This is a genomic window from Streptomyces sp. NPDC053750, from assembly GCF_044544295.1.
GTDB lineage: Bacteria > Actinomycetota > Actinomycetes > Streptomycetales > Streptomycetaceae > Streptomyces.
Genome location: NZ_JBITXB010000001.1, coordinates 1,125,929 through 1,148,883, shown reverse-complemented (window position 1 = coordinate 1,148,883; position 22,955 = coordinate 1,125,929). Strand labels below are relative to the sequence as shown.

Below are 22,955 nucleotides of genomic sequence, written 5' to 3'. Positions count from 1 at the left end.
GGGGACATACAACAGATGCGAGCGCGACCTGCTACGTCTGAGGTGCGCAGGCCCGCAGCGCAACTTGTAGCATACGGGCGCAGCCGGGCAGGGTCAATGCGCGAAGCCGCACACGCGGGGCGGATCGCCGCATACCCGGCACAAAAGCCGTCTCCCGAGGCCACACGGACCTCCGGATGTCCTTTTCGCGACACGCCGGGCGGCGGCGAGGAAGAGCCCGCAGACTAGTACGAGGGAGCCCGTCATCCAAGAGCCCGTATCGTCCGAAACCGAGGGAGCCGAACCCGAGGCCACCCGGCGTGCCGCCGGTGTCACGGAGAGCTCCCGGGCCAACCGCGGCTGGTGGGACAGGAACGCGGACGAGTACCAGATCGAGCACGGCACCTTCCTCGGCGATGACCGCTTCGTGTGGTGTCCCGAGGGCCTGGACGAGGTGGAGGCCGAGCTGCTCGGCCCGCCGGAGGAGCTGAAGGGCAAGGACGTCCTGGAGATCGGCGCCGGCGCGGCCCAGTGCTCACGCTGGCTGGCGGCCCAGGGGGCCCGTCCGGTCGCCCTGGACCTCTCGCACCGCCAGCTCCAGCACGCCCTCCGCATCGGCGGCTCCTTCCCCCTGGTCTGTGCCGACGCGGCCGTGCTGCCCTTCGCGGACGGCTCCTTCGACCTGGCGTGCTCCGCGTACGGGGCGCTGCCGTTCGTCGCCGACCCGCGGCTGGTGCTGCGGGAGGTGCGCCGGGTGCTGCGGCCCGGTGGCCGCTTCGTCTTCTCCGTCACGCACCCGCTGCGCTGGGCGTTCCCGGACGAGCCGGGCCCCGAGGGCCTGTCGGTGTCCGCCTCCTACTTCGACCGCACGCCGTACGTGGAGCAGGACGACGAGGGCCGCGCGGTGTACGTCGAGCACCACAGGACGCTCGGCGACCGCGTCCGGGACGTCGCGACGTCCGGGTTCCGGCTGGTCGACCTGGTGGAGCCCGAGTGGCCGGAGTGGAACACCTCGGAGTGGGGCGGCTGGTCCCCCCTGCGCGGGCATCTGATCCCGGGGACGGCGATCTTCGTCTGCGAGCGCGACTGATCCGCGCCGCCGGACCGCTTGGCGCATGCGTAGGCGCACACGTGCGTGGAGGGCGGTTTCGCGGGCGTACGACACTGGGGGCGTGATCCGTTACGACGCCCTGGACGCGCTGCCCGTACGCGGTGCCCTGCCCGCCCTGCACGACGCCCTGGAGGAGCACGGCACCGCGGTGCTGGTCGCGCCGCCCGGCACCGGCAAGACGACGCTGGTACCGCTCGCACTGGCCGGGCTGCTGGGCGAGGGCCCCGCGCGGCGCGTGGTCGTGGCCGAGCCGCGGCGGATCGCGGCGCGGGCGGCGGCCCGGCGGATGGCGTGGCTGCTGGGCGAGAAGCCCGGCGGGAGCGTCGGGTACACCGTGCGTGGTGAGCGGGTCGTCGGGCGGCACGCGCGCGTGGAGGTGGTCACGACCGGTGTGCTCCTGCAGCGCCTGCAGCGGGACCAGGAGCTGTCGGGCGTCGACGTGGTGGTGCTCGACGAGTGTCACGAGCGGCATCTGGACGCGGACACGACGGCGGCGTTCCTGTGGGACGTGCGGCAGGCGCTGCGGCCGGAGCTGCGTCTGGTGGCCGCGTCGGCGACGACCGACGCGGAGGGCTGGGCCCGGCTGCTGGGCGGGGCCCCGGTCGTCGAGGCACAGGGTGTGTCGTACCCCGTGGAGGTGGTGTGGGCGCCGCCGACGCGTCCGGCACGGCCGCCGCACGGCATGCGGGTGGATCCGGCGCTGCTCGCCCACGTGGCGTCGGTGGTGCGGCGGGCGCTGACCGAGCGGGACGGGGACGTGCTGTGTTTCCTGCCGGGTGTCGGGGAGATCTCCCGCGTCGCAGGGCAGCTCGGTGATCTGGGCGACGTCGATGTGCTCCAGGTGCACGGGCGGGCGCCGGCGGCCGTGCAGGACGCGGTGCTGTCGCCCGGGGCGCGGCGCAGGGTGGTGCTGGCGACCTCGGTGGCCGAGTCGTCGCTGACGGTTCCGGGTGTGCGGGTGGTCGTGGACGCGGGGCTGGCGCGGGAACCGCGCGTGGACCACGCGCGGGGGCTGAGCGCGCTGACGACGGTGCGCGCGTCGCGGGCGGCGGCGCGGCAGCGGGCCGGGCGTGCGGGGCGTGAGGCGCCGGGTGCGGTGTATCGCTGCTGGGCGGAGGCGGAGGACGCCCGTCTGCCGCGGTTCCCGGCCCCGGAGATCAAGGTGGCCGATCTGACGGCGTTCGCGTTGCAGGCGGCCTGTTGGGGCGATCCGGACGCGTCCGGGCTGGCACTGCTGGATCCGCCGCCGGCCGGGGCGATGGCGGCGGCCCGGTCGGTGCTGACGGCCGTGGGCGCGGTGGACCTTACCGGTCGGGCAACCGACCGGGGGGCGCAGCTGGCACGCCTGGGCCTCCATCCCCGGCTGGGACGGGCACTGCTCGACGCGGGCCGCTCGGGGGCGGGGGTGGCGGGGCCGGGGCAGCCCGGCCAGGGTGAGTCGGGGGCGGACAGGCCCGGCACGGGGGCCTCATGGGCGGAGAGCCCCAGGACTGAGGGCTCCGGTGGGGCCGGTTCGGCTGGTGGGTTCTCCGGGGTGGGAGGTTCGGGTGCCGTGGCTGAGGTGGTCGCTCTGCTCAGTGAGGAGGCGCCGCGGGAGTACGGGGACGATCTGGTGGCCGCGTTGCGGGCCGCTCGGCGTGGGGGCGACGGGTACGGGGCACGGTGGCGGGCGGAGGTGCGCCGACTGCGGGCCGCGGTGGAGGGAGGAGACGGCCGGCCGGTGCAGGGCCTCACCGAGGACCGTCTCGCCGGGCTGGTGGCCGCCCTGGCCTTTCCCGAGCGGGTGGCCAGAAAGGACGGCGGTTCGTATCTGATGGCCTCCGGCACCCGGGCGGAGCTGCCGGAGGCGTCGGCGCTGCGCGGGGCTCCGTGGATCGCCGTCGCCGTGGCCGACCGGCCCGTGGGGAAGGGGCACGCGCGCGTGCAGCTGGGCGCGGTCGTCGACGAGGCGACGGCGCGGCTCGCGGCGGGCACGCTGCTGGACGAGCGGGACGAGGTGCACTGGGCCGACGGCGATGTGGTGGCCCGGCGTGTCGAACGCCTCGGCGCCGTGGAACTGGCGGCCCGGCCGCTCCCGGACGCCGACCCCGCTCTCGTACGGGGCGCGCTGCTGGAGGGCCTGCGGCAGGAGGGGTTCGGGCTGCTGCGCTGGTCGGCCGACGCGGACGTGCTCCGCAAGCGGCTCGCCTTTCTGCGCCGGCATCTCGGCGAGCCCTGGCCGGACGTCTGCGACGACGCGCTGCACGCGCGCGTGGACGAGTGGCTGGAGCCCGAGCTGGGCCGGGCGCGGCGGCGGGCCGACCTGGCGCGGATCGACGCCGGGCAGGCGCTGGCACGACTGCTGCCCTGGGCATCGGGCGAGGCGGCGCGGCTCGACGAACTCGCCCCGGAGCGGATCGTCGTACCCAGTGGGTCCAGGATCCGGATCGACTACGGCGACCCCGGGCAGCCGGTCCTCGCGGTCAAGTTGCAGGAGATGTTCGGACTCCGGCGTTCGCCCGAGATCGCCGGGGTGCCGCTGCTCGTTCACCTCCTCTCCCCCGCCGGCCGCCCGGCCGCGGTCACCGCCGACCTGGCCTCCTTCTGGAAGGACGGTTACAAGGGCGTACGGGCGGAGCTGCGCGGCCGGTACCCGAAGCATCCGTGGCCCGAGGACCCGGCCACGGCGGAGCCGACACGGCACACCAAGGCCCGGCTCGGAAAGTGACGGACCGGAAGGGGGCGGACCGGAAAGGGGCGGACCGGAAAGGGGCGGACCGGAAAGGGGCGAAGGGCGCCCCGCAGCCTTGGCCACGGGGCGCCTTCCCCTCGGTTGTTCGGGCAGTCGGGGCTACGCGTCGGGCTCCGTCGACGGCTCCGTGGACGGGTCGGGCGAGGCATCGGGTGAGGAGCCGGGCGACGGCTCCGTCTCGGCCTTGGCCACCTTCAACTGGACGTTGAGCGTCGCGCCGCCCGCGGTGGTGAGGCGGAGCACGAACGTGCCGGTCGTGTCGTCCGCGTACAGCTTCGGCAGCGTCAGCAGGCCCTCGGCGTCGGTCTTCAGGCCGGTCAGGGTGCGGACGGCCTTGCCGTCGGCGTCCTTGAAGTAGGGGCCCTTGTCGTTCTCGGTCGGGTCGAGCACCGACTTGATGAGTGTGGCGGTGACGGCGACCTTGTCCGCCGCCGCTCCCTTGTGCGTGGCCTTGACCGCGACCCGGTCGGCGAACTCGCCGCCCGGCGTGCAGGTCAGCTCGGTCTCGCCGGTGCGGGTGAGGGCGTCGGCGACGCGCTCGGTGACGGTGGCCTTGTAGTCGAGGCCGGCGACGGTGCGGCCGACGACCGTGGCGCGCACGGTGAAGGCGCCGGTCTTCTCGCCCGCCACCAGCGCGGGCGCGGTGGCCACGCCGGAGGCGTTGGTGGTGACCGCGGCGACCTGCTCGCCGCCGGTGAAGGTGGCGTCCGTGTCGCCCACGATGGTGAAGCGGATCCGGACCTTGCCGACGGCCGTGCCGGTCTTGGTCTCGGCACGCGTGCTGATCTTCTTGGCGAACGTGTCGCCCGCGATCGCGGTGAGTCCCGTGGTGCCCGCGTTCTCCAGGTGGTGCACCGTGTCCGTGGGGGTCTCGGTCGCGGGCGGCGTCCCCGGGTCGGTCGGAGGGTTGGGGTTCGGGGAGCCGGTGGTCGGCGGGGAGGACGTACCGGAGCCGGAGGACCCACCGGGGTTCGGCTTCGACGTGCCGGGGGCCTGGGGCGTGGGCGACGGACCGGGAGTGCCGGTGTCGCGGGGCGACGGGCCGGCCCCGGTCGCGTCGTCGTCGCTGCGGCCCACGGGCAGGGTGCCGGTGCCGTCCGGGATCTCGTGGGTGCCCTTGCGGTAGTGCTCCAGCCACGACAGGACCGTGGCCAGGTAGTCCGTCGAGTTGTTGTAGCTGAGGATCGCCTTCCTGAGGTCCGCGTCGTCGGACAGGTCCCAGTCGAAGCGGCACAGGTAGTGGCCGGCGGCGAGCGCGGCGTCGTAGACGTTGTTGGGGTCTTCCTTGCCGTCGCCGTTGCCGTCGCGGCCCGCCCACGCCCAGGTGGACGGAATGAACTGCATGGGGCCGACGGCGTTGTCGTAGCTGCTGTTGCCGTCGTAGACGCCGTTGTCGGTGTCCTTGATGAGCGCGAAGCCGTTGCCGTCGAGCTGGGGGCCGATGATCTGACCGATCGTCGTACCGTCGGCGGTGACGCGTCCGCCCCGCGCCTGGCCGGACTCGACCTTGCCGATGGCGGCGAGGAGTTGCCACGGCAGGTTGCAGCCGGGCCGGGACTGGCGCAGCGCCGACTCCGCCTTCTTGTAGGCGTCGAGGACGGTCGCGGGGATGCCCGCCTCGGACGAACCCCGGGAGGCGGGGGTGCCGATGGTCGGCGCGGGGCTCGGGCTGTTGAGCGGCGGCAGGTCCGTGTAGTACGGCGAGTTGCCGGTGGCGCTCTCCTCGGCGGGGGTGTCGGACGTCGGCACGTTGTCGGCGGTGGTCTGTCTGCCCTGCGCGTCGGCCGTCACGTCGGGAGCCTGGGACGCGGACAGGGCCGCGACCGCGACCGCCGCCACGGTGGTGGTGACCGCCCCCTTGCGGAGCCTCCTGCCGAATTGCGCCGCCATAGAGTGAACCCCTCCCCGTGGACGCCCACGCGTCCGTCTCCGTCTGTCCTCGGCCGTCTCGCCCGTTGTAACCGCCCTGTGGGGACGATCGGTTCGCGCCGAGGGTTGCGGTGCAACTCGCCCCGGGCGATGTTCGTCTGTTCGATCAGTACGGTGCCGCAGGCGACCCTACGGCAACTTGCTTTGCGCGGGGACCCGTTCGTGCCCGATATTCACCGGTTGGCCATAAGAGGAGTTCCGTTGCCGTTCACGCTGAGTCATGCCGCCGCCGTGCTGCCCGCCGTGCGGGGCGACGGAACCGGCCGGGGGCGGTTGGTGCCGGCCGTGCTGGTGGCGGGTTCCTTCGCGCCCGACATGACCTATTACGCGGCGAGTTTCCTGTCCGGGGCGATGGAGTTCGGCGACGTGACGCACTCCGTCCCGGGCGTCTTCACGGTCGATGTGGTCATCGCCTGGGCGCTGGTGGGGTTGTGGCTGGTGGCCCGCGAGCCGCTGGTGGCCCTGCTGCCACGGGCCCGGCAGGGGCGCGCCGCCGCCCTGCTGCGCTGCGGGGCGCCACGCGCGCGCGTGCGGCCGTCGCTGGTGGCGTGGTGGTACGTGTCGGCGGTGCTGGGCGCGCTGACGCACGTGGTGTGGGACGCGTTCACGCACCTCGACCGCTGGGGGATGCGGGTGTTCCCCGGCCTGGGCCGGGAGATCGCGGGCTCGCCGCTCTACTGGTACCTCCAGTACGGCGGTTCCGCGGTGGCCGCGGTCGTGATCGCCGTGTTCCTGGCGCGTGCGCTGCGCCGGGCGCCCCGGGACGAGCCGCTGGGGGTTCCGGTCCTCTCGGTACGGGACCGGTGGTGGGCCGGGGCGGTCCTCGGCGGCTGCGCGGTGGCCGGGGCGGTGCGGCGGGCGACCCGTTGGTGGGAGCACTGGGGGGACGTCGCGAAGCCCTGGGAGCTGATCCCGACGGTGTGCTTCGGGGCGGGCGCGGGGCTGGTGCCGGCGCTGCTGCTGTGCGCCGTCGGGGTCAGGGTGTGGCGTCCGGTCCCGGCCCCCACGGGCCCGGGAGGCGTCGGTACGGAGCGGGACCGCCGGGTGGCGCACTGAGCGTGTCGGTGGTCGCGACGAAGACGGTGAAGGTGTGTGCGGGGCGGGTCCGCGGCAGGAGGCCGAGGGCGAGCGCCAGGTAGCCGCGGGTCAGGTCGGCCCACAGGCGCCGGGCGGACGTCTCGCGTGGGGTCGCGGCGGCCGGGTAGCGGCGGGCGAGTCTGCGGCGGAGGTGTGCCGCGGTGCGGTGCAGGGCCGTCGCGAGAGTGGTGGGGACGCGGCCGGTACTTGCGCCCGGTGCGAAGACCGGTACGGGCGGGAGCGGCACGCGGGCCGGTCGGTCGGTGCTTGCCCGTGCCGGTGTCGTCCGGTGATGGAGCATGCGTATACCCATGCCCGCATCCTCACGGGAGTCCGCGGCGGGGGCGTCCTCGCGGGGGCCACCTGAGTGACGGGACCCGCGGGACGGGCGGGGCGCACGGGCCTCGGCCGGGGTGGGCCCGACGCCGGCTCCGACGCCGGGCGATGGCACACCCCCGGCCGCGGCCCGCCCGCCCTCCGCGGCCCGGCTCGCCGGGGAACCGCCGCGAGCACGCGGACTCGCGGCGCTCCCCGCCCGTACCGCCGACCGCCGGAGGCTAGTGCGCCGCCGACTCCCAGTCCGGGCCCGCGCCGACCGAGACGCCCAGGGGGACCCTGAGCTGCACGGCGTCGGCCATCTCGCGGCGGACGATCTCCTCCGCCGCCGCGCGCTCGCCGGGGGCGATCTCCAGGACGATTTCGTCGTGGACCTGGAGCAGCATGCGGGACGTGAGGTCCGCCTCGCGCAGCGCCCTGTCCACATTGAGCATGGCGATCTTGACGATGTCGGCCGCCGTGCCCTGGATGGGTGCGTTCAGGGCCATGCGCTCGGCCGCCTCGCGCCGTTGGCGGTTGTCGCTGTTGAGGTCGGGCAGGTAGCGGCGGCGACCGAAGAGCGTCGCCGTGTAGCCCGTCGCCCGTGCCTCGTCGACGACCCGGCGCAGATAGTCCCGTACGCCGCCGAACCGCTCGAAGTAGGCGTCCATCAGGCCGCGGGCCTCGGCCGCCTCGATGTTCAGCTGCTGGGAGAGGCCGAAGGCCGACAGGCCGTACGCCAGGCCGTAGGACATGGCCTTGATCTTGCGGCGCATCTCCGCGTCGACCGCGGACTGCTCGACGGAGAAGACCTGCGCGGCGGCGGTGGTGTGCAGGTCCTCGCCGGAGGCGAACGCCTCGATCAGGCCCGCGTCCTCCGACAGGTGGGCCATCACGCGCAGCTCGATCTGGCTGTAGTCGGCCGTCATCAGGGACTCGAAGCCCTCGCCGACGACGAACCCGCGGCGGATCGCCCGGCCCTCGTCCGTGCGGACCGGGATGTTCTGCAGGTTCGGGTCCGTGGAGGACAGGCGGCCGGTGGCGGCGACCGTCTGGTTGAACGTCGTGTGGATGCGGCCGTCGGCGGCGATCGTCTTGATCAGGCCCTCGACCGTGACCCGCAGCTTGGCCTGCTCACGGTGGCGGAGCATGATCACCGGCAGCTCGTTCTCGGTCTGCGCCGCGAGCCATGCGAGGGCGTCCGCGTCCGTCGTGTAGCCGGTCTTGGTCTTCTTCGTCTTCGGCAGGTTCAGCTCGCCGAAGAGGACTTCCTGGAGCTGCTTGGGCGAGCCGAGGTTGAACTCGTGTCCGGCCGCCGCGTGCGCCTCCTTCACCGCCTGCTGCACGGCGCCCGCGAACATCTGCTCCATGGCCTGCAGGTGCTCCCGGTCGGCCGCGATGCCGTGCCGCTCCATGCGGGCCAGCAGCGCGGACGTGGGCAGCTCCACGTCGCGCAGCAGGTCCGCCGCGCCGACGTCCGCCAGGCGGCCCTCGAAGGCCTCCCCCAGGTCGAGGATCGCGCGGGCCTGCACCATCAGCGCCTCGGCCTCGGCGCCGTCGTCCGCGCCGAAGGCCAGCTGGCCGTCGGCTGCGGCGGCGGGGGCCAGCTCGCGGTGCAGGTACTCCAGGGAGAGCGCGTCCAGGTCGAAGGAGCGGCGGCCGGGCTTGACCAGATAGGCGGCGAGCGCGGTGTCCATGCCGACGCCGGCGACGCTCCAGCCGTGCTCGGCGAAGACGCGCATCGCGCCCTTGGCGTTGTGGAAGACCTTCGGCCGCTCCGCGTCGGACAGCCAGGCCGCGAACGCCGTCTCGTCGGCCTCGTCCAGCTCGGACGGGTCGAACCAGGCGGCCTTCCCGTCGGGCGCGGCGAGCGCGACCTCGGCGACCGAGCCGGTGCCCAGCGCCCAGGTGTCGACGGTGGCGACACCGAGGGTCCCCGTGCCGTGCTCGGCGAGCCAGCCGGCCAGCTCCCCCGTGCCCAGCGCGGCGCCGTCCAGCTCCACACCGTCGGCCACGACCGGGGTGGCCTCGGCCTCCTCGGCGCCCGGGTCGACCGCGTAGAGCCGCTCCCGCAGGGACGGGTTGCGGATCTCCAGGGTGTCCAGGAACATCGCGACGCCCTTGCGGTCGTACGCCGTGCGCTCCAGGTCGGTGACCGTCTTCGGCAGCTCGACCCGCCGCTCCAGCTCGGTGAGCCGGCGGTTGAGCTTGACGGACTCCAGGTGGTCGCGCAGGTTCTGCCCGGCCTTGCCCTTGACCTCGTCGACGCGCTCGACGAGCTCCGCGAAGGACCCGAACTGGTTGATCCACTTCGCGGCCGTCTTCTCGCCGACGCCCGGGATGCCCGGCAGGTTGTCGGACGGGTCGCCGCGCAGGGCCGCGAAGTCGGGGTACTGGGCGGGCGTCAGCCCGTACTTCTCGAAGACCTTCTCCGGCGTGAACCGGGTGAGCTCGGAGACGCCCTTGGTCGGATACAGCACCGTGGTGTGGTCGCTGACCAGCTGGAAGGAGTCCCGGTCGCCGGTGACGATCAGCACGTCGAAGCCCTCGGCCTCGGCCTGCGTGGCGAGCGTGGCGATGACGTCGTCGGCCTCGAAGCCCTCGACGGCGAAGCGCTGCACGTGCATGGCGTCGAGCAGCTCGCCGATCAGCTCGACCTGGCCCTTGAACTCGTCCGGGGTCTTGGAGCGGTTCGCCTTGTACTCGGTGAACTCCTGGGACCGCCACGTCTTGCGGGAGACGTCGAACGCCACCGCGAAGTGGGTCGGCGCCTCGTCACGCAGCGTGTTCGCCAGCATCGACGCGAAGCCGTAGATCGCGTTGGTCGGCTGGCCCGTCGCGGTCGTGAAGTTCTCCGCGGGCAGCGCGAAGAACGCGCGGTACGCCAGCGAGTGCCCGTCCATGAGCATCAGGCGCGGTCGGCCGCCGCCGGGGGTGTTGTCGGTCTTCTTCGCTGCTGTCTCTGCCACGTCCCCGATCCTGCCACGGACCACTGACACTCGGCCCCGCGCTCGCTCGCCCCCGGCACGGACCGGCCACCGTCCGCCACCGCAACCACCGCTTGCGGATTCCGGCCCGCCCGGCCTCCGTCGCTGTCAGAGGGGCGTGCGAGGATCGGAGACGTACCTCACATGCGTCAGCGAAGGAGCGCGCGATGGCCACCAAGCCGCCCAAGGGTGATCCGGTTCAGGACGCGCCGCAGGTGACCGGACCCCAGCATGCGGCGGCGGGTATTCCGGCCATCGGCCACACCCTGCGCATGGCACAGCGGCAGATGGGGGTGAAGCGGACCGCGCTGACGCTGCTGAGCGTCAACCAGAAGGACGGCTTCGACTGCCCGGGCTGCGCCTGGCCGGAGCCGGACCACCGGCACAAGGCGGAGTTCTGCGAGAACGGCGCGAAGGCGGTGGCCGAGGAGGCCACCCTGCGCCGGGTCACCCCGGAGTTCTTCGCCGCGCACCCCGTGGCCGACCTCGCGACCCGCAGCGGCTACTGGCTGGGCCAGCAGGGCCGGCTCACGCACCCGGTGTACCTCCCGGAGGGCGGCGAGCACTACGAGCCGGTCACCTGGGAGCGCGCCTTCGGCATCGTGGCGGAGGAGATCGCCGCCCTGGACTCGCCCGACGAGGCCGTCTTCTACACCTCCGGGCGCACCAGCAACGAGGCCGCGTTCCTCTACCAGCTCTTCGCGCGCGAGCTCGGTACCAACAACCTGCCGGACTGCTCCAACATGTGCCACGAGTCGTCCGGCTCGGCCCTGTCCGAGACCATCGGAATCGGCAAGGGCAGCGTCCTGCTGGAGGACCTGTACAAGGCCGACCTGATCATCGTGGCCGGCCAGAACCCGGGCACCAACCACCCGCGCATGCTCTCCGCCCTGGAGAAGGCCAAGGCGAACGGCGCGCGGATCATCAGCGTCAACCCGCTGCCCGAGGCCGGCCTGGAGCGCTTCAAGAACCCGCAGACCCCCAAGGGACTCACCGCGGGCGCCGCGCTCACCGACCTGTTCCTGCAGATCCGCCTCGGCGGCGACCAGGCCCTGTTCCGGCTGCTCAACAAGCTGATCCTGGAGACCGAGGGCGCGGTCGACGAGGCGTTCGTCGAGGAACACACGCACGGGTACGAGGAGTTCGCCGAGGCCGCCCGCGCCGCCGACTGGGACGAGACGCTCACGGCGACCGGTCTCACGCGCGCGGAGATCGAGGAGGCGCTGCGCATGGTGCTCGCCTCCCGGCGCACCATCGTGTGCTGGGCGATGGGCCTGACCCAGCACAAGCACTCCGTGCCCACCATCCGCGAGGTCGTCAACTTCCTCCTCCTGCGCGGCAACATCGGCCGCCCGGGCGCGGGCGTCTGCCCGGTGCGCGGCCACTCCAACGTGCAGGGCGACCGCACGATGGGCATCTTCGAACGCCCCGCGTCCGCGTTCCTGGACGCCCTGGAGAGGGAGTTCGGCTTCGCCCCGCCGCGCGAGCACGGCTACGACGTCGTACGGGCCATCCGCGCGCTGCGCGACGGCGAGGCGAAGGTCTTCTTCGCCATGGGCGGCAACTTCGTCTCAGCCTCCCCCGACACGGAGGTCACCGAGGCGGCGATGCGCCGCGCCCGCCTCACCGTGCACGTGTCGACGAAGCTGAACCGCTCGCACGCGGTCACGGGCGCGCGCGCCCTGATCCTGCCGACGCTCGGCCGCACCGAGCGGGACCTCCAGGACGGCGGCGAGCAGTTCGTCACCGTCGAGGACTCCATGGGCATGGTGCACGCCTCCCGCGGCCGGCTGGAGCCCGCGAGCGCCCACCTGCTGTCCGAACCGGCGATCGTGTGCCGGCTGGCCCGGCGCGTGCTGGGCGAGCGCAGCACCACACCGTGGGAGGAGTTCGAGAAGGACTACGCGACGATCCGCGACCGCATCGGCCGCGTGATCCCCGGTTTCGAGGACTTCAACGCGCGCGTGGCCCGCCCCGGGGGCTTCGCCCTCCCCCACGCCCCGCGCGACGAGCGCCGCTTCCCGACGGCCACCGGCAAGGCCAACTTCACTGCCGCGCCGGTCGAGTACCCCGAGCTGCCCGAAGGGCGGCTGCTGCTGCAGACGCTGCGCTCGCACGACCAGTACAACACCACGATCTACGGCCTGGACGACCGCTACCGGGGCATCCGGAACGGCCGCCGGGTCGTCCTGGTCAATCCGGAGGACGCCCGGAAGCTGGGCGTCCGGGACGGCTCGTACGTCGACCTGGTCGGCGAGTGGAAGGACGGGGTGGAGCGGCGGGCGCCCGGTTTCCGCGTCGTGCTCTACCCGACGGCCCGGGGCTGCGCGGCGGCGTACTACCCGGAGACCAACGTCCTGGTGCCGCTGGACGCCACCGCGGACACCAGCAATACCCCGGCCAGCAAGTCCGTCGTCGTCCGTCTGGAACAATCGGCGACCGACTGAGCGTTTGCTCAGCCGAGCCGGACAGGCGATGCAGACAGACGTGACAGACAGACGTACCGAAACGAACGGAGCCGGGCCCATGGGCGAGCAGCAGCAGGTGCAGTTCCCGCAGGAGGTCATCGACGAGTACGCCGCGCTCGGCGTCGACCTGCCCGCCCTCTTCTCCGCGGGACATCTCGGCACCCGCATGGGCGTCCAGGTCCTGGAGGCGTCGGCCGACCGCGTCGTCGGCACCATGCCGGTGGAGGGCAACACCCAGCCGTACGGGCTGCTGCACGGCGGCGCCTCGGCGGTGCTGGCCGAGACCCTCGGCTCGGTCGGCGCGATGCTGCACGGCGGCAGCTCCAAGATCGCCGTCGGTGTCGACCTGAACTGCACCCACCATCGCGGGGTCCGCTCCGGTCTGGTCACCGGCGTGGCCACGCCGGTGCACCGGGGCCGGTCGACGGCGACGTACGAGATCGTGATCAGCGACGAGCAGGACCGCAGGGTGTGCACCGCCCGGCTGACCTGCCTGCTGCGGGACATGAACCCGGGCGACGGGGCACGGACGGCGGAAGCGGCGGGCTGAGCGGCGCGCAGCCCTCACGGCATCGTCCCCGTTCGGCATTGCCCTCCGGCACCGTCCCGTCCAACATTGCCATCGGCCACCCGTCGCCCTAGCTTCGAGACATGGGACGGGGAGAGGCCCCCTGGCCGGGGGCCGCGGTTCGGGGACTGCGCTCCACACCCGTGCGGGGCACGCGCGGACGGGCCGGCCCGACGGGGACCGCGCGGTGTGAGCGGGGGCGCGTCCCGCCCGCCTGGCTCGCGCTCGCGCTGACACTGCCGAGCCTCGCCCTCGCGGCCTGCGGCAACTTGGGGGCCGACCGCGCCGGTCCCGGTGCCGCCACCCGGTCGACCGCCCCGGCGTCGGTGTCGGCGTCGGCTCGACCACCCCTCGCCGGAGCCGAGTTGTGCACCAGCGCCGTCGGGTACTGGGCACGCCGGATACTGGACGGCGGCACCCTCTACGGCGACTACCAGTCGATGGGGCTGTCCAACCGGCAGTACGACATCCTGCGCGAGGTCGTGGCCGCCGCGCGGCCCACGCAGCGCGAGCACGGCGACCGGGCCACCGAGGAGTTGACGGTCCGTCGGGTGCGCGAGACCTGCGCCGAGCGGTACCGCGACGGCGGCCCGAGCGAGGGCCCGTGGCAGCGGTGAGCGGCACCGGACCCGTCGAGCCCGAGGAGGGCACCCACGCCCTGGAGGCCCCCGAAGCCTCTCGGCCCACCCGGACGCCCGGACGCCTCGCCCGGCGTTACGAACGCCACCGCCGGGCCGTCCTCACGGCCGCCGCCGCCCTCGCCGTCCTGGTGGGCGGCGGTGCCCTGTACGCGAGCCGCCCACCACCGCGGCCGGCCTCCCCGCCGCTCCACCCGTCCCAGGCCGTCGACCTCGTGTACGTCGCCCCCGTGGCCGGCTCCCGCGAAGCCGAGGCCGACGGTTTCAGCTTCACGGTGCTGCTCAGCGTGCGGTCCGGTCCACCCGTCACCGTGACGCGACTGACCCAGCCCTACCAGGGCCTGTCGGTGCGATCGTCGCCCGCGGCACCTTTCCAGACAAAGCCGCATTCCGCCATCAAGATCATCGTCACGCTCCGGGTGACGGATTGCGAAAAAGCACCGCGGAACCCCGGACTCCCTTTCCTGGATGTAACGCTACGTAATACGCGCGCAATAGAAGCTCACAGTTTCATCCTGGGGGAGCGCTATGCACTGGACCTCTCCCAGACCCTCGAAGCCGCCTGCGGCGACGATTTCAGGTAATCACCAAAACGCCCGAGACCCCTGAGCACTGCCCGCCGATCCTGCAAGTTCTCACCATGCGGACAGGGCGAATCGGCCTGAATTCCGCCCTTCTTCCCAGCCAGTACCGCTCTGCATTACGCCGCGTCATAACAAGAGCGTCACAGCCTGAGTCAGACCCTCCTCCACGTTCCCCACACACGCTTAGAGTCACGGCCAGTCACCGCGCCATCCGATTGTCACTTCGGCCCAGCGCTCGACTCGGCCGCCTCCACGGGGAAGCGGCTGTGCCAGGGAAAGGACTGATCGTGCGTCAACGTTCGCTCATAGCCATCACCGCCGCTCTGGCGGCGGGAGCGCTCACCCTCACCGCCTGCGGCTCGCGCGACGACGACGGCGGCTCGGACTCCGGCAACGGCGGCGGCGGTGGTACCACCGTCGTCATCGGCGTCGACGCCCCGCTGACCGGCGACCTGTCCGCGCTGGGCCTCGGCATCAAGAACTCGGTGGACCTCGCCGCCAAGACCGCCAACAAGGACAACTACGTCGACGGCATCAAGTTCGAGATCAAGGCCCTCGACGACCAGGGCCAGCCTTCCGTCGGCCAGCAGAACGCCACCCAGCTCGTCGCCAACGACGACGTCCTCGGCGTCGTCGGCCCGCTGAACTCTTCCGTTGGCGAGTCCATGCAGAAGGTCTTCGACACGGCCAAACTCGTCGAGGTCTCCCCGGCCAACACCAACCCCTCGCTCACCCAGGGCGTCGACTGGCAGACCAAGAAGGTCCGGACGTACAAGTCGTACTTCCGCACCGCGACCACGGACGCCATCCAGGGTCCCTTCGCCGCGCAGTACGTCTACAACGACTCCAAGAAGCGCAAGGTCTTCGTCATCGACGACAAGAAGACCTACGGCGCCGGCCTCGCCGCCACCTTCACCGCGGAGTTCAAGAAGCTGGGCGGCCAGGTCGTCGGGACCGAGCACATCAACCCCGACACCAAGGACTTCAACGCGGTCGCCACCAAGGTCAAGAACTCCGGCGCCGACGTCGTCTACTACGGCGGCGAATACCCGCAGGCCGGCCCGCTGAGCAAGCAGATCAAGGCCGCCGGCGCGAAGATCCCGGTGGTCGGCGGCGACGGCATCTACAGCGCCGACTTCATCAAGCTCGCCGGCGCCAGCGGCACCGGCGACCTCGCCACCTCCGTCGGCGCCCCGGTCGAGGAACTCCCCTCCGCCAAGGAGTTCGTCGCCAACTACAAGGCCGCCGGATACAAGGAGGCCTACGAGGCCTACGGCGGCTACTCCTACGACTCCGCCTGGGCGATCATCGAGGCCGTCAAGTCGGTCGTCGAGGCCAACGACGGCAAGCTCCCCGACGACGCCCGATCCAAGGTCGTCGACGCCATGCAGAAGGTCTCCTTCGACGGCGTGACCGGAAAGGTCTCCTTCGACGAGTTCGGTGACGCGACCAACAAGCAGCTCACCGTGTACTCCGTAGAGAACGGTGCCTGGAAGGCCGTGAAGTCCGGCACCTACACCGGCTGACCCACCGCCCGCCCGCACCACCGATCACGAGCCGCGCGGGGCGCTGTTCCACCGGCGCCCCGCGCGGACTCGCATCCGGCCACATCCGTCGAACGTTCCGAAAGTCTCGGAGGACATGCGGTGAACGAACTGCCGCAGCAGCTGGTCAACGGCCTGCTACTGGGATCCATGTACGGGTTGATCGCCATCGGCTACACAATGGTCTACGGCATCGTCCAGCTCATCAACTTCGCCCACGGCGAGATCTTCATGACCGGCGCCTTCGGCGCGCTCACGGTCTACGTCTACATCCTGCCCGACGGCACCTCCATGCTGATCGCCCTGCCCCTCATGCTGCTCGGCGCCATGCTGGTCTCCGTCACCGTCGCAGTCGGGGCGGAACGATTCGCCTACCGCCCGCTGCGCGGCGCCCCCCGGCTCGCACCCCTCATCACCGCCATCGGCCTCTCCCTCGCGCTCCAGCAGGCCGTCTGGGCCTGGTACCCCGAGGCCAAGTCCGCCCGGACCTTCCCCCAGATCGACGGCGGGCCCTTCCACATCGGCAGCGTCACCCTCCAGACCGGCGACATCTTCCTACTCGTCGCCGCCCCGGTCAGCATGGCCATCCTCGCCTACTTCGTGATGCGCACCCGCACCGGACGCGGCATGCAGGCCACCGCCCAGGACCCGGACACCGCCAAGCTGATGGGCGTCAACACGGACCGCATCATCGTGGTCGCCTTCGCGCTCGGCGCCGTGTTCGCCGCCGTCGGCGCAGTCGCCAACGGACTCAAGTACGGCCAGATCGACTTCAAGATGGGCTTCATCCTCGGCCTGAAGGCCTTCACCGCGGCCGTCCTCGGCGGCATCGGCAACATCTACGGCGCCATGATCGGCGGCGTCGTCCTCGGCGTCGCCGAAACCCTGGCCACCGCCTACATCGCCGACATCCCCGGCCTCGACCAGTTCGGCAGCCAGTCCTGGTCCGACGTCTGGGCCTTCATCCTCCTCATCCTCGTGCTGCTGTTCAGGCCACAGGGCCTGCTCGGCGAACGCGTTGCGGACAGGGCGTGACACCGATGACCACACAGACCACCACACCGAAGACCGCCGGCGCCCCCGCCGCGGGCAACGCAACCGGCCTCATCGGCATACCCCCGCACATCGGCCGCGCCCTCGCCACCGGCGGCGGTGTCCTCACCGTCGTCTCCACCTTCCTCGCCTGGACCTGGACCGCCGAGTTCCCCGGCGACCTCACCGTCTACGGCTACCCGGGCGGACTCCAGGTCCTGGTGCTGATCGCCGGCGCCCTCACCGCACTCCTCGGCCTCGCCTCGTACGGCGTCAAGGGGCTCGGCTGGCTGGTGCCCGCCGGCGCCGACGCAGCCCTCAAGTTCGCCGCCCTCGCCGCCTTCGCGACCACCTGGTACACGCTGATCGCGATCAGCGCCCAGCTCGGCGGCCTGGTCAACCTCGAACCCGGCGGCTACGTCGCCGCGGTCGTCACCCTCGTCGCACTCCTCGGCGCGCTCGCCCTCCCCTTCGAACGCCCCGAGCCCGACCCCTTCGACCCCGACGACACCGGCTGGGAGCAGTTCAAGCACACCAGCTCCCAGAACTGGCAGACGATCAAGGCGGCCTTCGCCACCGGCACCCCCCGCCCCCTCCGAGCCCTGCCCCCCTACGCCGAGATCCTCGTCATCGCCGGCATCCTCGCCGTCGCCCTGGTCGTCTTCACCTACGGCATCGGCACCGAGTACGACGAACTCTTCGTCGGCTTCCTCATCGTGGCCGGCTTCGGCTTCGCCGCCCTCCACCGGGCCGGCCTCATCGCCCAGGCCACCGAGATCACCGCCCGGCACCAGAACATCACCGTCTGCGGCGCCTTCATCGCCGCCGCCTGCTTCCCCTTCACACAGTCCGACGACCAGTACGCGACCCTCGGCGTCTACATCCTGATCTTCGCCACCGTCGCCCTCGGCCTCAACATCGTCGTCGGCCTCGCCGGCCTCCTCGACCTCGGATACGTCGCCTTCCTCGGCGTGGGCGCCTACGCCGCCTCCATGGTCTCCGGCTCGCCCAGCTCCCCCTTCGACCTCCACCTGCCCTTCTGGGCCGCCGTCCTCGTCGGCGCCGCCGCCTCACTGGTCTTCGGCGTCCTCATCGGCGCACCCACCCTGCGCCTGCGCGGCGACTACCTCGCCATCGTCACCCTCGGCTTCGGCGAGATCTTCCGCATCACCGCCAACAACCTCGACGGCACCTCCGGCCCGGACGTCACCAACGGCTCCAACGGCATCTCCTCCATCCCCGATCTGAAGATCCTCGGCTTCGACCTCGGAGTCCAGCACGAGATCGGCGGATTCACCATCGGCCGGTTCGCCAACTACTTCTTCCTGATGCTCATCATCACGGCCGTCGTCGTCCTCGTCTTCCGACGCAGCGGCGACTCCCGCATCGGCCGCGCCTGGGTCGCCATCCGCGAGGACGAGACCGCCGCACTCGCCATGGGCATCAACGGCTTCCGCGTCAAGCTCATCGCCTTCGCCGTCGGCGCCACCCTCGCCGGCCTCGCCGGCACCGTCCAGGCCCACGTGACCTACACCGTCACCCCCGAGCAGTACCTCTTCGCCGGCACCACACCGCCCAACTCGGCCTTCCTCCTGGCCGCCGTCGTCCTCGGCGGCATGGGCACCATCGCCGGCCCCCTGATCGGCGCCGCACTGCTCTTCCTCATCCCCAACAAGCTCCAGTTCCTCGACGACTACCAGCTCTTCGCCTTCGGACTCGCGCTCGTCCTGCTCATGCGCTTCCGCCCCGAAGGACTCGTCGCCAACCGGCGCCGCAAGCTGGAATTCCACGAAGAGGCCGACGCTCCCACCACCCTGAGCAAGACAGGGGCCTGACCACCATGACCACCGACACCACCACCAAGGACACCGCCCCGGGCGCCCCCGCCCCCGGCACCACCGTCCTCGACGCCCGCGGCGTCACCATGCGCTTCGGCGGCCTCACCGCCGTCAACGGCGTCGACCTCACCGTCAACAGCGGCGAGATCGTCGGCCTCATCGGCCCCAACGGCGCCGGCAAGACCACCTTCTTCAACTGCCTCACCGGCCTGTACATCCCCACCGAAGGCGAAGTCCGCTACAAGGACCAGGTCCTACCCGCCAAATCCTTCAAGGTCACCGCCGCCGGCATCGCCCGCACCTTCCAGAACATCCGGCTGTTCGCCAACATGACCGTCCTGGAGAACGTCCTCGTCGGCCGCCACACCCGCACCAAAGAAGGCTTCTGGTCCGCCGTCCTGCGCGGCCCCGGCTTCCACAAGGCCGAGGCCGCCTCCCGCGAACGCGCCCTCGAACTACTCGAGTTCGTCGGCCTGGCCGCCAAGGCCGACCACCTCGCGCGCAACCTGCCCTACGGCGAACAGCGCAAACTGGAAATCGCACGCGCCCTCGCCAGCGAACCAGGACTGCTCCTCCTGGACGAGCCGACCGCCGGCATGAACCCCCAGGAGACCCGGGCCACCGAAGAACTGGTCTTCGCCATCCGCGACATGGGCATCGCCGTCCTCGTCATCGAGCACGACATGCGCTTCATCTTCAACCTCTGCGACCGCGTCGCCGTACTCGTCCAGGGCGAAAAACTCATCGAAGGCGACAGCGCCACCGTCCAGGGCGACGAACGCGTCATCGCCGCCTACCTCGGCGAACCCCTCGAAAACGACCCCGGCGCGGCGGAAGCCGCCGAGGCCGAGGCCGCCGAGGCCCACGCCCAGGCCGACACCACCACGGACACCGCGGCCGGCAAGGAGAACGACCGATGACCGCACTCCTCGAGGTCGAGGACCTCCGCGTCGCCTACGGCAAGATCGAAGCCGTCAAGGGCATCTCCTTCAAGGTCGACGCCGGTGAAGTGGTCACCCTCATCGGCACCAACGGCGCCGGCAAGACCACCACCCTGCGCACCCTGTCCGGCCTCCTCAAGCCGGTCGGCGGCCAGATCAAGTTCGGCGGCAAGTCGCTCAAGAAGGTCCCCGCCCACCAGATCGTCTCCCTCGGGCTCGCCCACTCCCCCGAGGGGCGGCACATCTTCCCCCGCATGACGATCGAGGACAACCTCCGCCTCGGCGCCTTCCTGCGCAGCGACAAGCCGGGCATCGACAAGGACATCCAGCGCGCCTACGACCTCTTCCCGATCCTCGGCGAACGCCGGAAGCAGGCCGCGGGCACCCTCTCCGGCGGTGAGCAGCAGATGCTCGCCATGGGCCGTGCCCTGATGTCCCAGCCCAAGCTGCTCATGCTCGACGAACCCTCCATGGGTCTCTCGCCGATCATGATGCAGAAGATCATGGCGACCATCGCCGAACTCAAGTCCCAGGGCACCACCATCCTGCTCGTCGAGCAGAACGCCCAGGCCGCCCTGTCCCTGGCCGACCACGGCCACGTCATGGAGGTCGGCAACATCGTCCTGTCCGGCAGCGGACAGGACCTCCTCCACGACGAGTCGGTCCGCAAGGCCTACCTCGGCGAGGACTGACGGCGCACCCGTCCGGCCGTACGACGAGGCCCGCGCCCCCAGTCGGGGACGCGGGCCTCGTGCACGCTCCGGGGCCTCAGCCCTTGGACGCCTTCTTCTCCTCGGCGTCCTGGATGACCGCCTCGGCGACCTGCTGCATCGACATCCGCCGGTCCATCGACGTCTTCTGGATCCACCGGAACGCGGCCGGCTCGGTCAGGCCGTACTCCGTCTGGAGCACCGACTTGGCCCGGTCCACCAGCTTGCGCGTCTCCAGCCGCTGGCTGAGGTCGGCGACCTCCTTCTCCAGCTCCTTCAACTCCGTGAAGCGGGAGACGGCCATCTCGATCGCCGGCACGACGTCGCTCTTGCTGAACGGCTTCACCAGGTACGCCATGGCCCCGGCGTCCCGGGCCCGCTCCACCAGGTCGCGCTGCGAGAACGCGGTCAGCATCAGCACCGGCGCGATGCTCTCCTCGGCGATCTTTTCGGCCGCGGAGATGCCGTCCAGCTTGGGCATCTTCACGTCGAGGATCACCAGGTCCGGCCGGTGCTCACGGGCCAGCTCCACGGCCTGCTCACCGTCACCGGCCTCACCGACGACGGAGTACCCCTCCTCCTCCAGCATCTCTTTGAGATCCAGCCGAATGAGCGCCTCGTCCTCGGCGATGACGACACGGGTCGTCAGCGGAGGCACGTGCGACTTGTCGTCGTCGGTCACGTCGGCGGGCTGGGGCGACTCGGGGGCGGTCACGTGGGCTCCTCGTTCGGGGCAGGGGTACTGCTGACAAGAGCCTACCTAGCTCCTGTATGTTTGAGTCACCGAGGGGCTACACTGACCTTCGGTTCGAAGAGGCTCCGGTAGTCCAATCGGCAGAGACGATGCCCTCAAAAGGCATTCAGTGTGGGTTCGAGTCCCACCCGGGGCACTTTACCTTCAATTCGAAGGACTCTCCCCGATGTGGTGCACGCGCACCAGGTTCGTGGTGCCCGACACCCCCGGGGGTGAACCGGCCGTGATGATCACTACGTCGCCCTTCTCGCAGCGGCCGTATCGGGTGAGGAGTTCGTCCACCTGGTCGACCATCGCGTCCGTGGAGTCCACGTGCGGGCCGAGGAAGGTTTCCACGCCCCAGGTCAGGCTCAGCTGCGAGCGGGTCGCCGGTTCCGGGGTGAAGGCGAGCAGCGGGATGGGTGAGCGGTAGCGGGAGAGACGGCGGACGGTGTCGCCGGACTGGGTGAAGGCGACCAGGAACCTCGCGCCGAGGAAGTCGCCGATCTCGGCGGCGGCGCGGGCGACGGCGCCGCCCTGGGTGCGGGGCTTGTTGCGCTCGGTCAGCGGGGGCAGGCCCTTGGCGAGGATGTCCTCCTCGGCCGCCTCGACGATGCGGGCCATCGTCCGCACCGTGTCGGTCGGATGCTTGCCGACGCTGGTCTCGCCGGAGAGCATCACCGCGTCCGTGCCGTCGATGACGGCGTTGGCGACGTCGGAGGCCTCGGCGCGGGTCGGGCGGGCGTTGTCGATCATCGAGTCGAGCATCTGGGTGGCGACGATGACCGGTTTGGCGTTGCGCTTCGCCAGCTTGATCGCGCGCTTCTGGACGATCGGGACCTGTTCCAGCGGCATTTCGACGCCGAGGTCGCCCCGGGCGACCATGATGCCGTCGAAGGCCGCGACGATGTCCTCGATGTTCTCCACGGCCTGCGGCTTCTCGACCTTGGCGATGACGGGGAGGCGGCGGCCCTCCTCGTCCATGATGCGGTGGACGTCGAGGACGTCGCGGCCGCTGCGGACGAAGGAGAGGGCGACGACGTCGAAGCCGCTGTTCAGGGCCCAGCGCAGGTCGTCCTCGTCCTTTTTGGAGAGGGCGGGGACGGAGACGGCGACACCGGGGAGGTTGAGGCCCTTGTGGTCGGAGACGATGCCGCCCTCGACGACGGTTGTGCGGACACGGGGGCCGTCGACGTCGGTGACCTCCAGGCAGACCTTGCCGTCGTCGACGAGGATGCGTTCGCCGGGGGTGACGTCGGCGGCGAGGCCGGCGTAGGTGGTGCCGCAGGTGTGGCGGTCGCCCTCGACGCCTTCTTCGACGGTGATGGTGAAGGTGTCGCCGCGTTCAAGGAGTACGGGGCCTTCGGTGAAACGGCCGAGGCGGATCTTCGGGCCCTGAAGGTCGGCGAGGGCGCCGACGCTGCGGCCGGTCTCGTCGGCGGCCTTGCGGACGCGGTGGTACCGCTCTTCGTGTTCGGCGTGTGTGCCGTGGCTGAAGTTGAAGCGGGCGATGTCCATTCCGGCGTCGACCAGGGCCTTGATCTGGTCGTAGGAGTCGGTGGCGGGTCCCAGGGTGCAGACGATTTTCGCTCGGCGCATGAGTCGAGCCTATGACTTACCGATCAGTAGCGAATTGGCCACGCATATCTGCTCAACAACCTTTGGGTAAAGGGCGATTGACAAGTGTTGAATTGTGCGCCGCATTGCTCCGATGAGCATTTCACCCGGTCGGAACCCCTTGACAGACGCCATGCTCAGGACAGAATCTAC

The 22,955-nt window shown here is 71.3% G+C and carries 17 protein-coding genes and 1 tRNA gene; 13 read left to right on the top strand and 5 right to left on the bottom strand.

Annotated elements, in window-relative coordinates:
• Window positions 1-244: 244 nt before the first annotated feature.
• On the top strand, window positions 245-1,069 hold the full coding sequence (locus tag ACIGO6_RS05090; RefSeq protein ID WP_399871646.1) for a class I SAM-dependent methyltransferase: 825 nt from the start codon (window positions 245-247) through the stop codon (window positions 1,067-1,069).
• An 82-nt stretch (window positions 1,070-1,151) separates the two neighbouring features.
• Window positions 1,152-3,797, top strand: a complete 2,646-nt coding sequence (locus ACIGO6_RS05085; protein ID WP_399871368.1) for an ATP-dependent RNA helicase — start codon at window positions 1,152-1,154, stop codon at window positions 3,795-3,797.
• A 123-nt stretch (window positions 3,798-3,920) separates the two neighbouring features.
• On the opposite strand, the gene ACIGO6_RS05080 is transcribed toward ACIGO6_RS05085, so the two are convergent.
• Entirely contained in the window at window positions 3,921-5,711 is a 1,791-nt protein-coding gene (locus ACIGO6_RS05080; protein WP_399871367.1) for a lytic transglycosylase domain-containing protein, read from the bottom strand.
• Window positions 5,712-5,951: 240 nt separating this feature from the next.
• Between ACIGO6_RS05080 and ACIGO6_RS05075 the strand changes: the two genes are divergently transcribed.
• Entirely contained in the window at window positions 5,952-6,806 is an 855-nt protein-coding gene (locus tag ACIGO6_RS05075; RefSeq protein WP_399871364.1) for a DUF4184 family protein, read from the top strand.
• Here the strand turns inward: ACIGO6_RS05075 and ACIGO6_RS05070 are convergent.
• Together ACIGO6_RS05070 and polA are read right to left on the bottom strand one after the other, a co-directional pair.
• The gene (locus tag ACIGO6_RS05070) at window positions 6,727-7,140 is read right to left on the bottom strand and encodes a hypothetical protein (protein WP_399871361.1); all 414 of its coding nucleotides are present in this window, start codon (window positions 7,138-7,140) and stop codon (window positions 6,727-6,729) included. The two genes, ACIGO6_RS05075 and ACIGO6_RS05070, sit on opposite strands and share 80 nt — an antisense overlap.
• 244 nt (window positions 7,141-7,384) lie before the next feature.
• On the bottom strand, window positions 7,385-10,111 hold the full coding sequence (gene polA, locus ACIGO6_RS05065) for a DNA polymerase I (RefSeq protein WP_399871358.1): 2,727 nt from the start codon (window positions 10,109-10,111) through the stop codon (window positions 7,385-7,387).
• Window positions 10,112-10,296: 185 nt separating this feature from the next.
• On the opposite strand from polA, the gene ACIGO6_RS05060 reads away from it, so the two are divergent.
• The 9 genes from ACIGO6_RS05060 to ACIGO6_RS05020 all read left to right on the top strand — a co-directional run bounded on the left by ACIGO6_RS05060 (window position 10,297) and on the right by ACIGO6_RS05020 (window position 20,434).
• Entirely contained in the window at window positions 10,297-12,576 is a 2,280-nt protein-coding gene (locus ACIGO6_RS05060; RefSeq protein ID WP_399871356.1) for an FdhF/YdeP family oxidoreductase, read from the top strand.
• A gap of 79 nt (window positions 12,577-12,655) precedes the next feature.
• Window positions 12,656-13,147 carry a hotdog fold thioesterase gene (locus tag ACIGO6_RS05055; protein ID WP_399871355.1) on the top strand — a complete coding sequence of 164 codons (492 nt, stop codon included), beginning with the start codon at window positions 12,656-12,658 and terminating at the stop codon, window positions 13,145-13,147.
• Between the two features lie 101 nt (window positions 13,148-13,248).
• Complete coding sequence (locus ACIGO6_RS05050; protein ID WP_399871352.1) at window positions 13,249-13,782, top strand: hypothetical protein; 534 nt, start codon at window positions 13,249-13,251, stop codon at window positions 13,780-13,782.
• The gene (locus tag ACIGO6_RS05045) at window positions 13,779-14,387 is read left to right on the top strand and encodes a Tat pathway signal sequence domain protein (RefSeq protein WP_399871643.1); all 609 of its coding nucleotides are present in this window, start codon (window positions 13,779-13,781) and stop codon (window positions 14,385-14,387) included. Before ACIGO6_RS05050 ends, ACIGO6_RS05045 begins: the two co-directional genes overlap by 4 nt.
• Before the next feature lie 287 nt (window positions 14,388-14,674).
• Window positions 14,675-15,913 (top strand): branched-chain amino acid ABC transporter substrate-binding protein, encoded by a 1,239-nt coding sequence (locus ACIGO6_RS05040; protein WP_399871349.1) that lies wholly within the window; start codon window positions 14,675-14,677, stop codon window positions 15,911-15,913.
• Between the two features lie 120 nt (window positions 15,914-16,033).
• On the top strand, window positions 16,034-16,966 hold the full coding sequence (locus ACIGO6_RS05035) for a branched-chain amino acid ABC transporter permease (protein ID WP_399871347.1): 933 nt from the start codon (window positions 16,034-16,036) through the stop codon (window positions 16,964-16,966).
• A 5-nt stretch (window positions 16,967-16,971) separates the two neighbouring features.
• On the top strand, window positions 16,972-18,798 hold the full coding sequence (locus ACIGO6_RS05030; RefSeq protein WP_399871345.1) for a branched-chain amino acid ABC transporter permease: 1,827 nt from the start codon (window positions 16,972-16,974) through the stop codon (window positions 18,796-18,798).
• Window positions 18,799-18,803: 5 nt separating this feature from the next.
• Window positions 18,804-19,721, top strand: coding sequence for an ABC transporter ATP-binding protein (locus ACIGO6_RS05025; RefSeq protein ID WP_399871342.1), 918 nt, complete (start codon window positions 18,804-18,806; stop codon window positions 19,719-19,721).
• Window positions 19,718-20,434, top strand: coding sequence for an ABC transporter ATP-binding protein (locus tag ACIGO6_RS05020; protein ID WP_399871340.1), 717 nt, complete (start codon window positions 19,718-19,720; stop codon window positions 20,432-20,434). Before ACIGO6_RS05025 ends, ACIGO6_RS05020 begins: the two co-directional genes overlap by 4 nt.
• 76 nt (window positions 20,435-20,510) lie before the next feature.
• On the opposite strand, the gene ACIGO6_RS05015 is transcribed toward ACIGO6_RS05020, so the two are convergent.
• Complete coding sequence (locus ACIGO6_RS05015) at window positions 20,511-21,167, bottom strand: ANTAR domain-containing response regulator (RefSeq protein WP_399871337.1); 657 nt, start codon at window positions 21,165-21,167, stop codon at window positions 20,511-20,513.
• Window positions 21,168-21,268: 101 nt separating this feature from the next.
• Between ACIGO6_RS05015 and ACIGO6_RS05010 the strand changes: the two genes are divergently transcribed.
• Window positions 21,269-21,342: transfer RNA gene (locus ACIGO6_RS05010), tRNA-Leu, on the top strand.
• Window positions 21,343-21,350: 8 nt separating this feature from the next.
• Here the strand turns inward: ACIGO6_RS05010 and pyk are convergent.
• Window positions 21,351-22,784 (bottom strand): pyruvate kinase, encoded by a 1,434-nt coding sequence (gene pyk / locus ACIGO6_RS05005; protein ID WP_399871335.1) that lies wholly within the window; start codon window positions 22,782-22,784, stop codon window positions 21,351-21,353.
• Window positions 22,785-22,955: the final 171 nt, after the last annotated feature.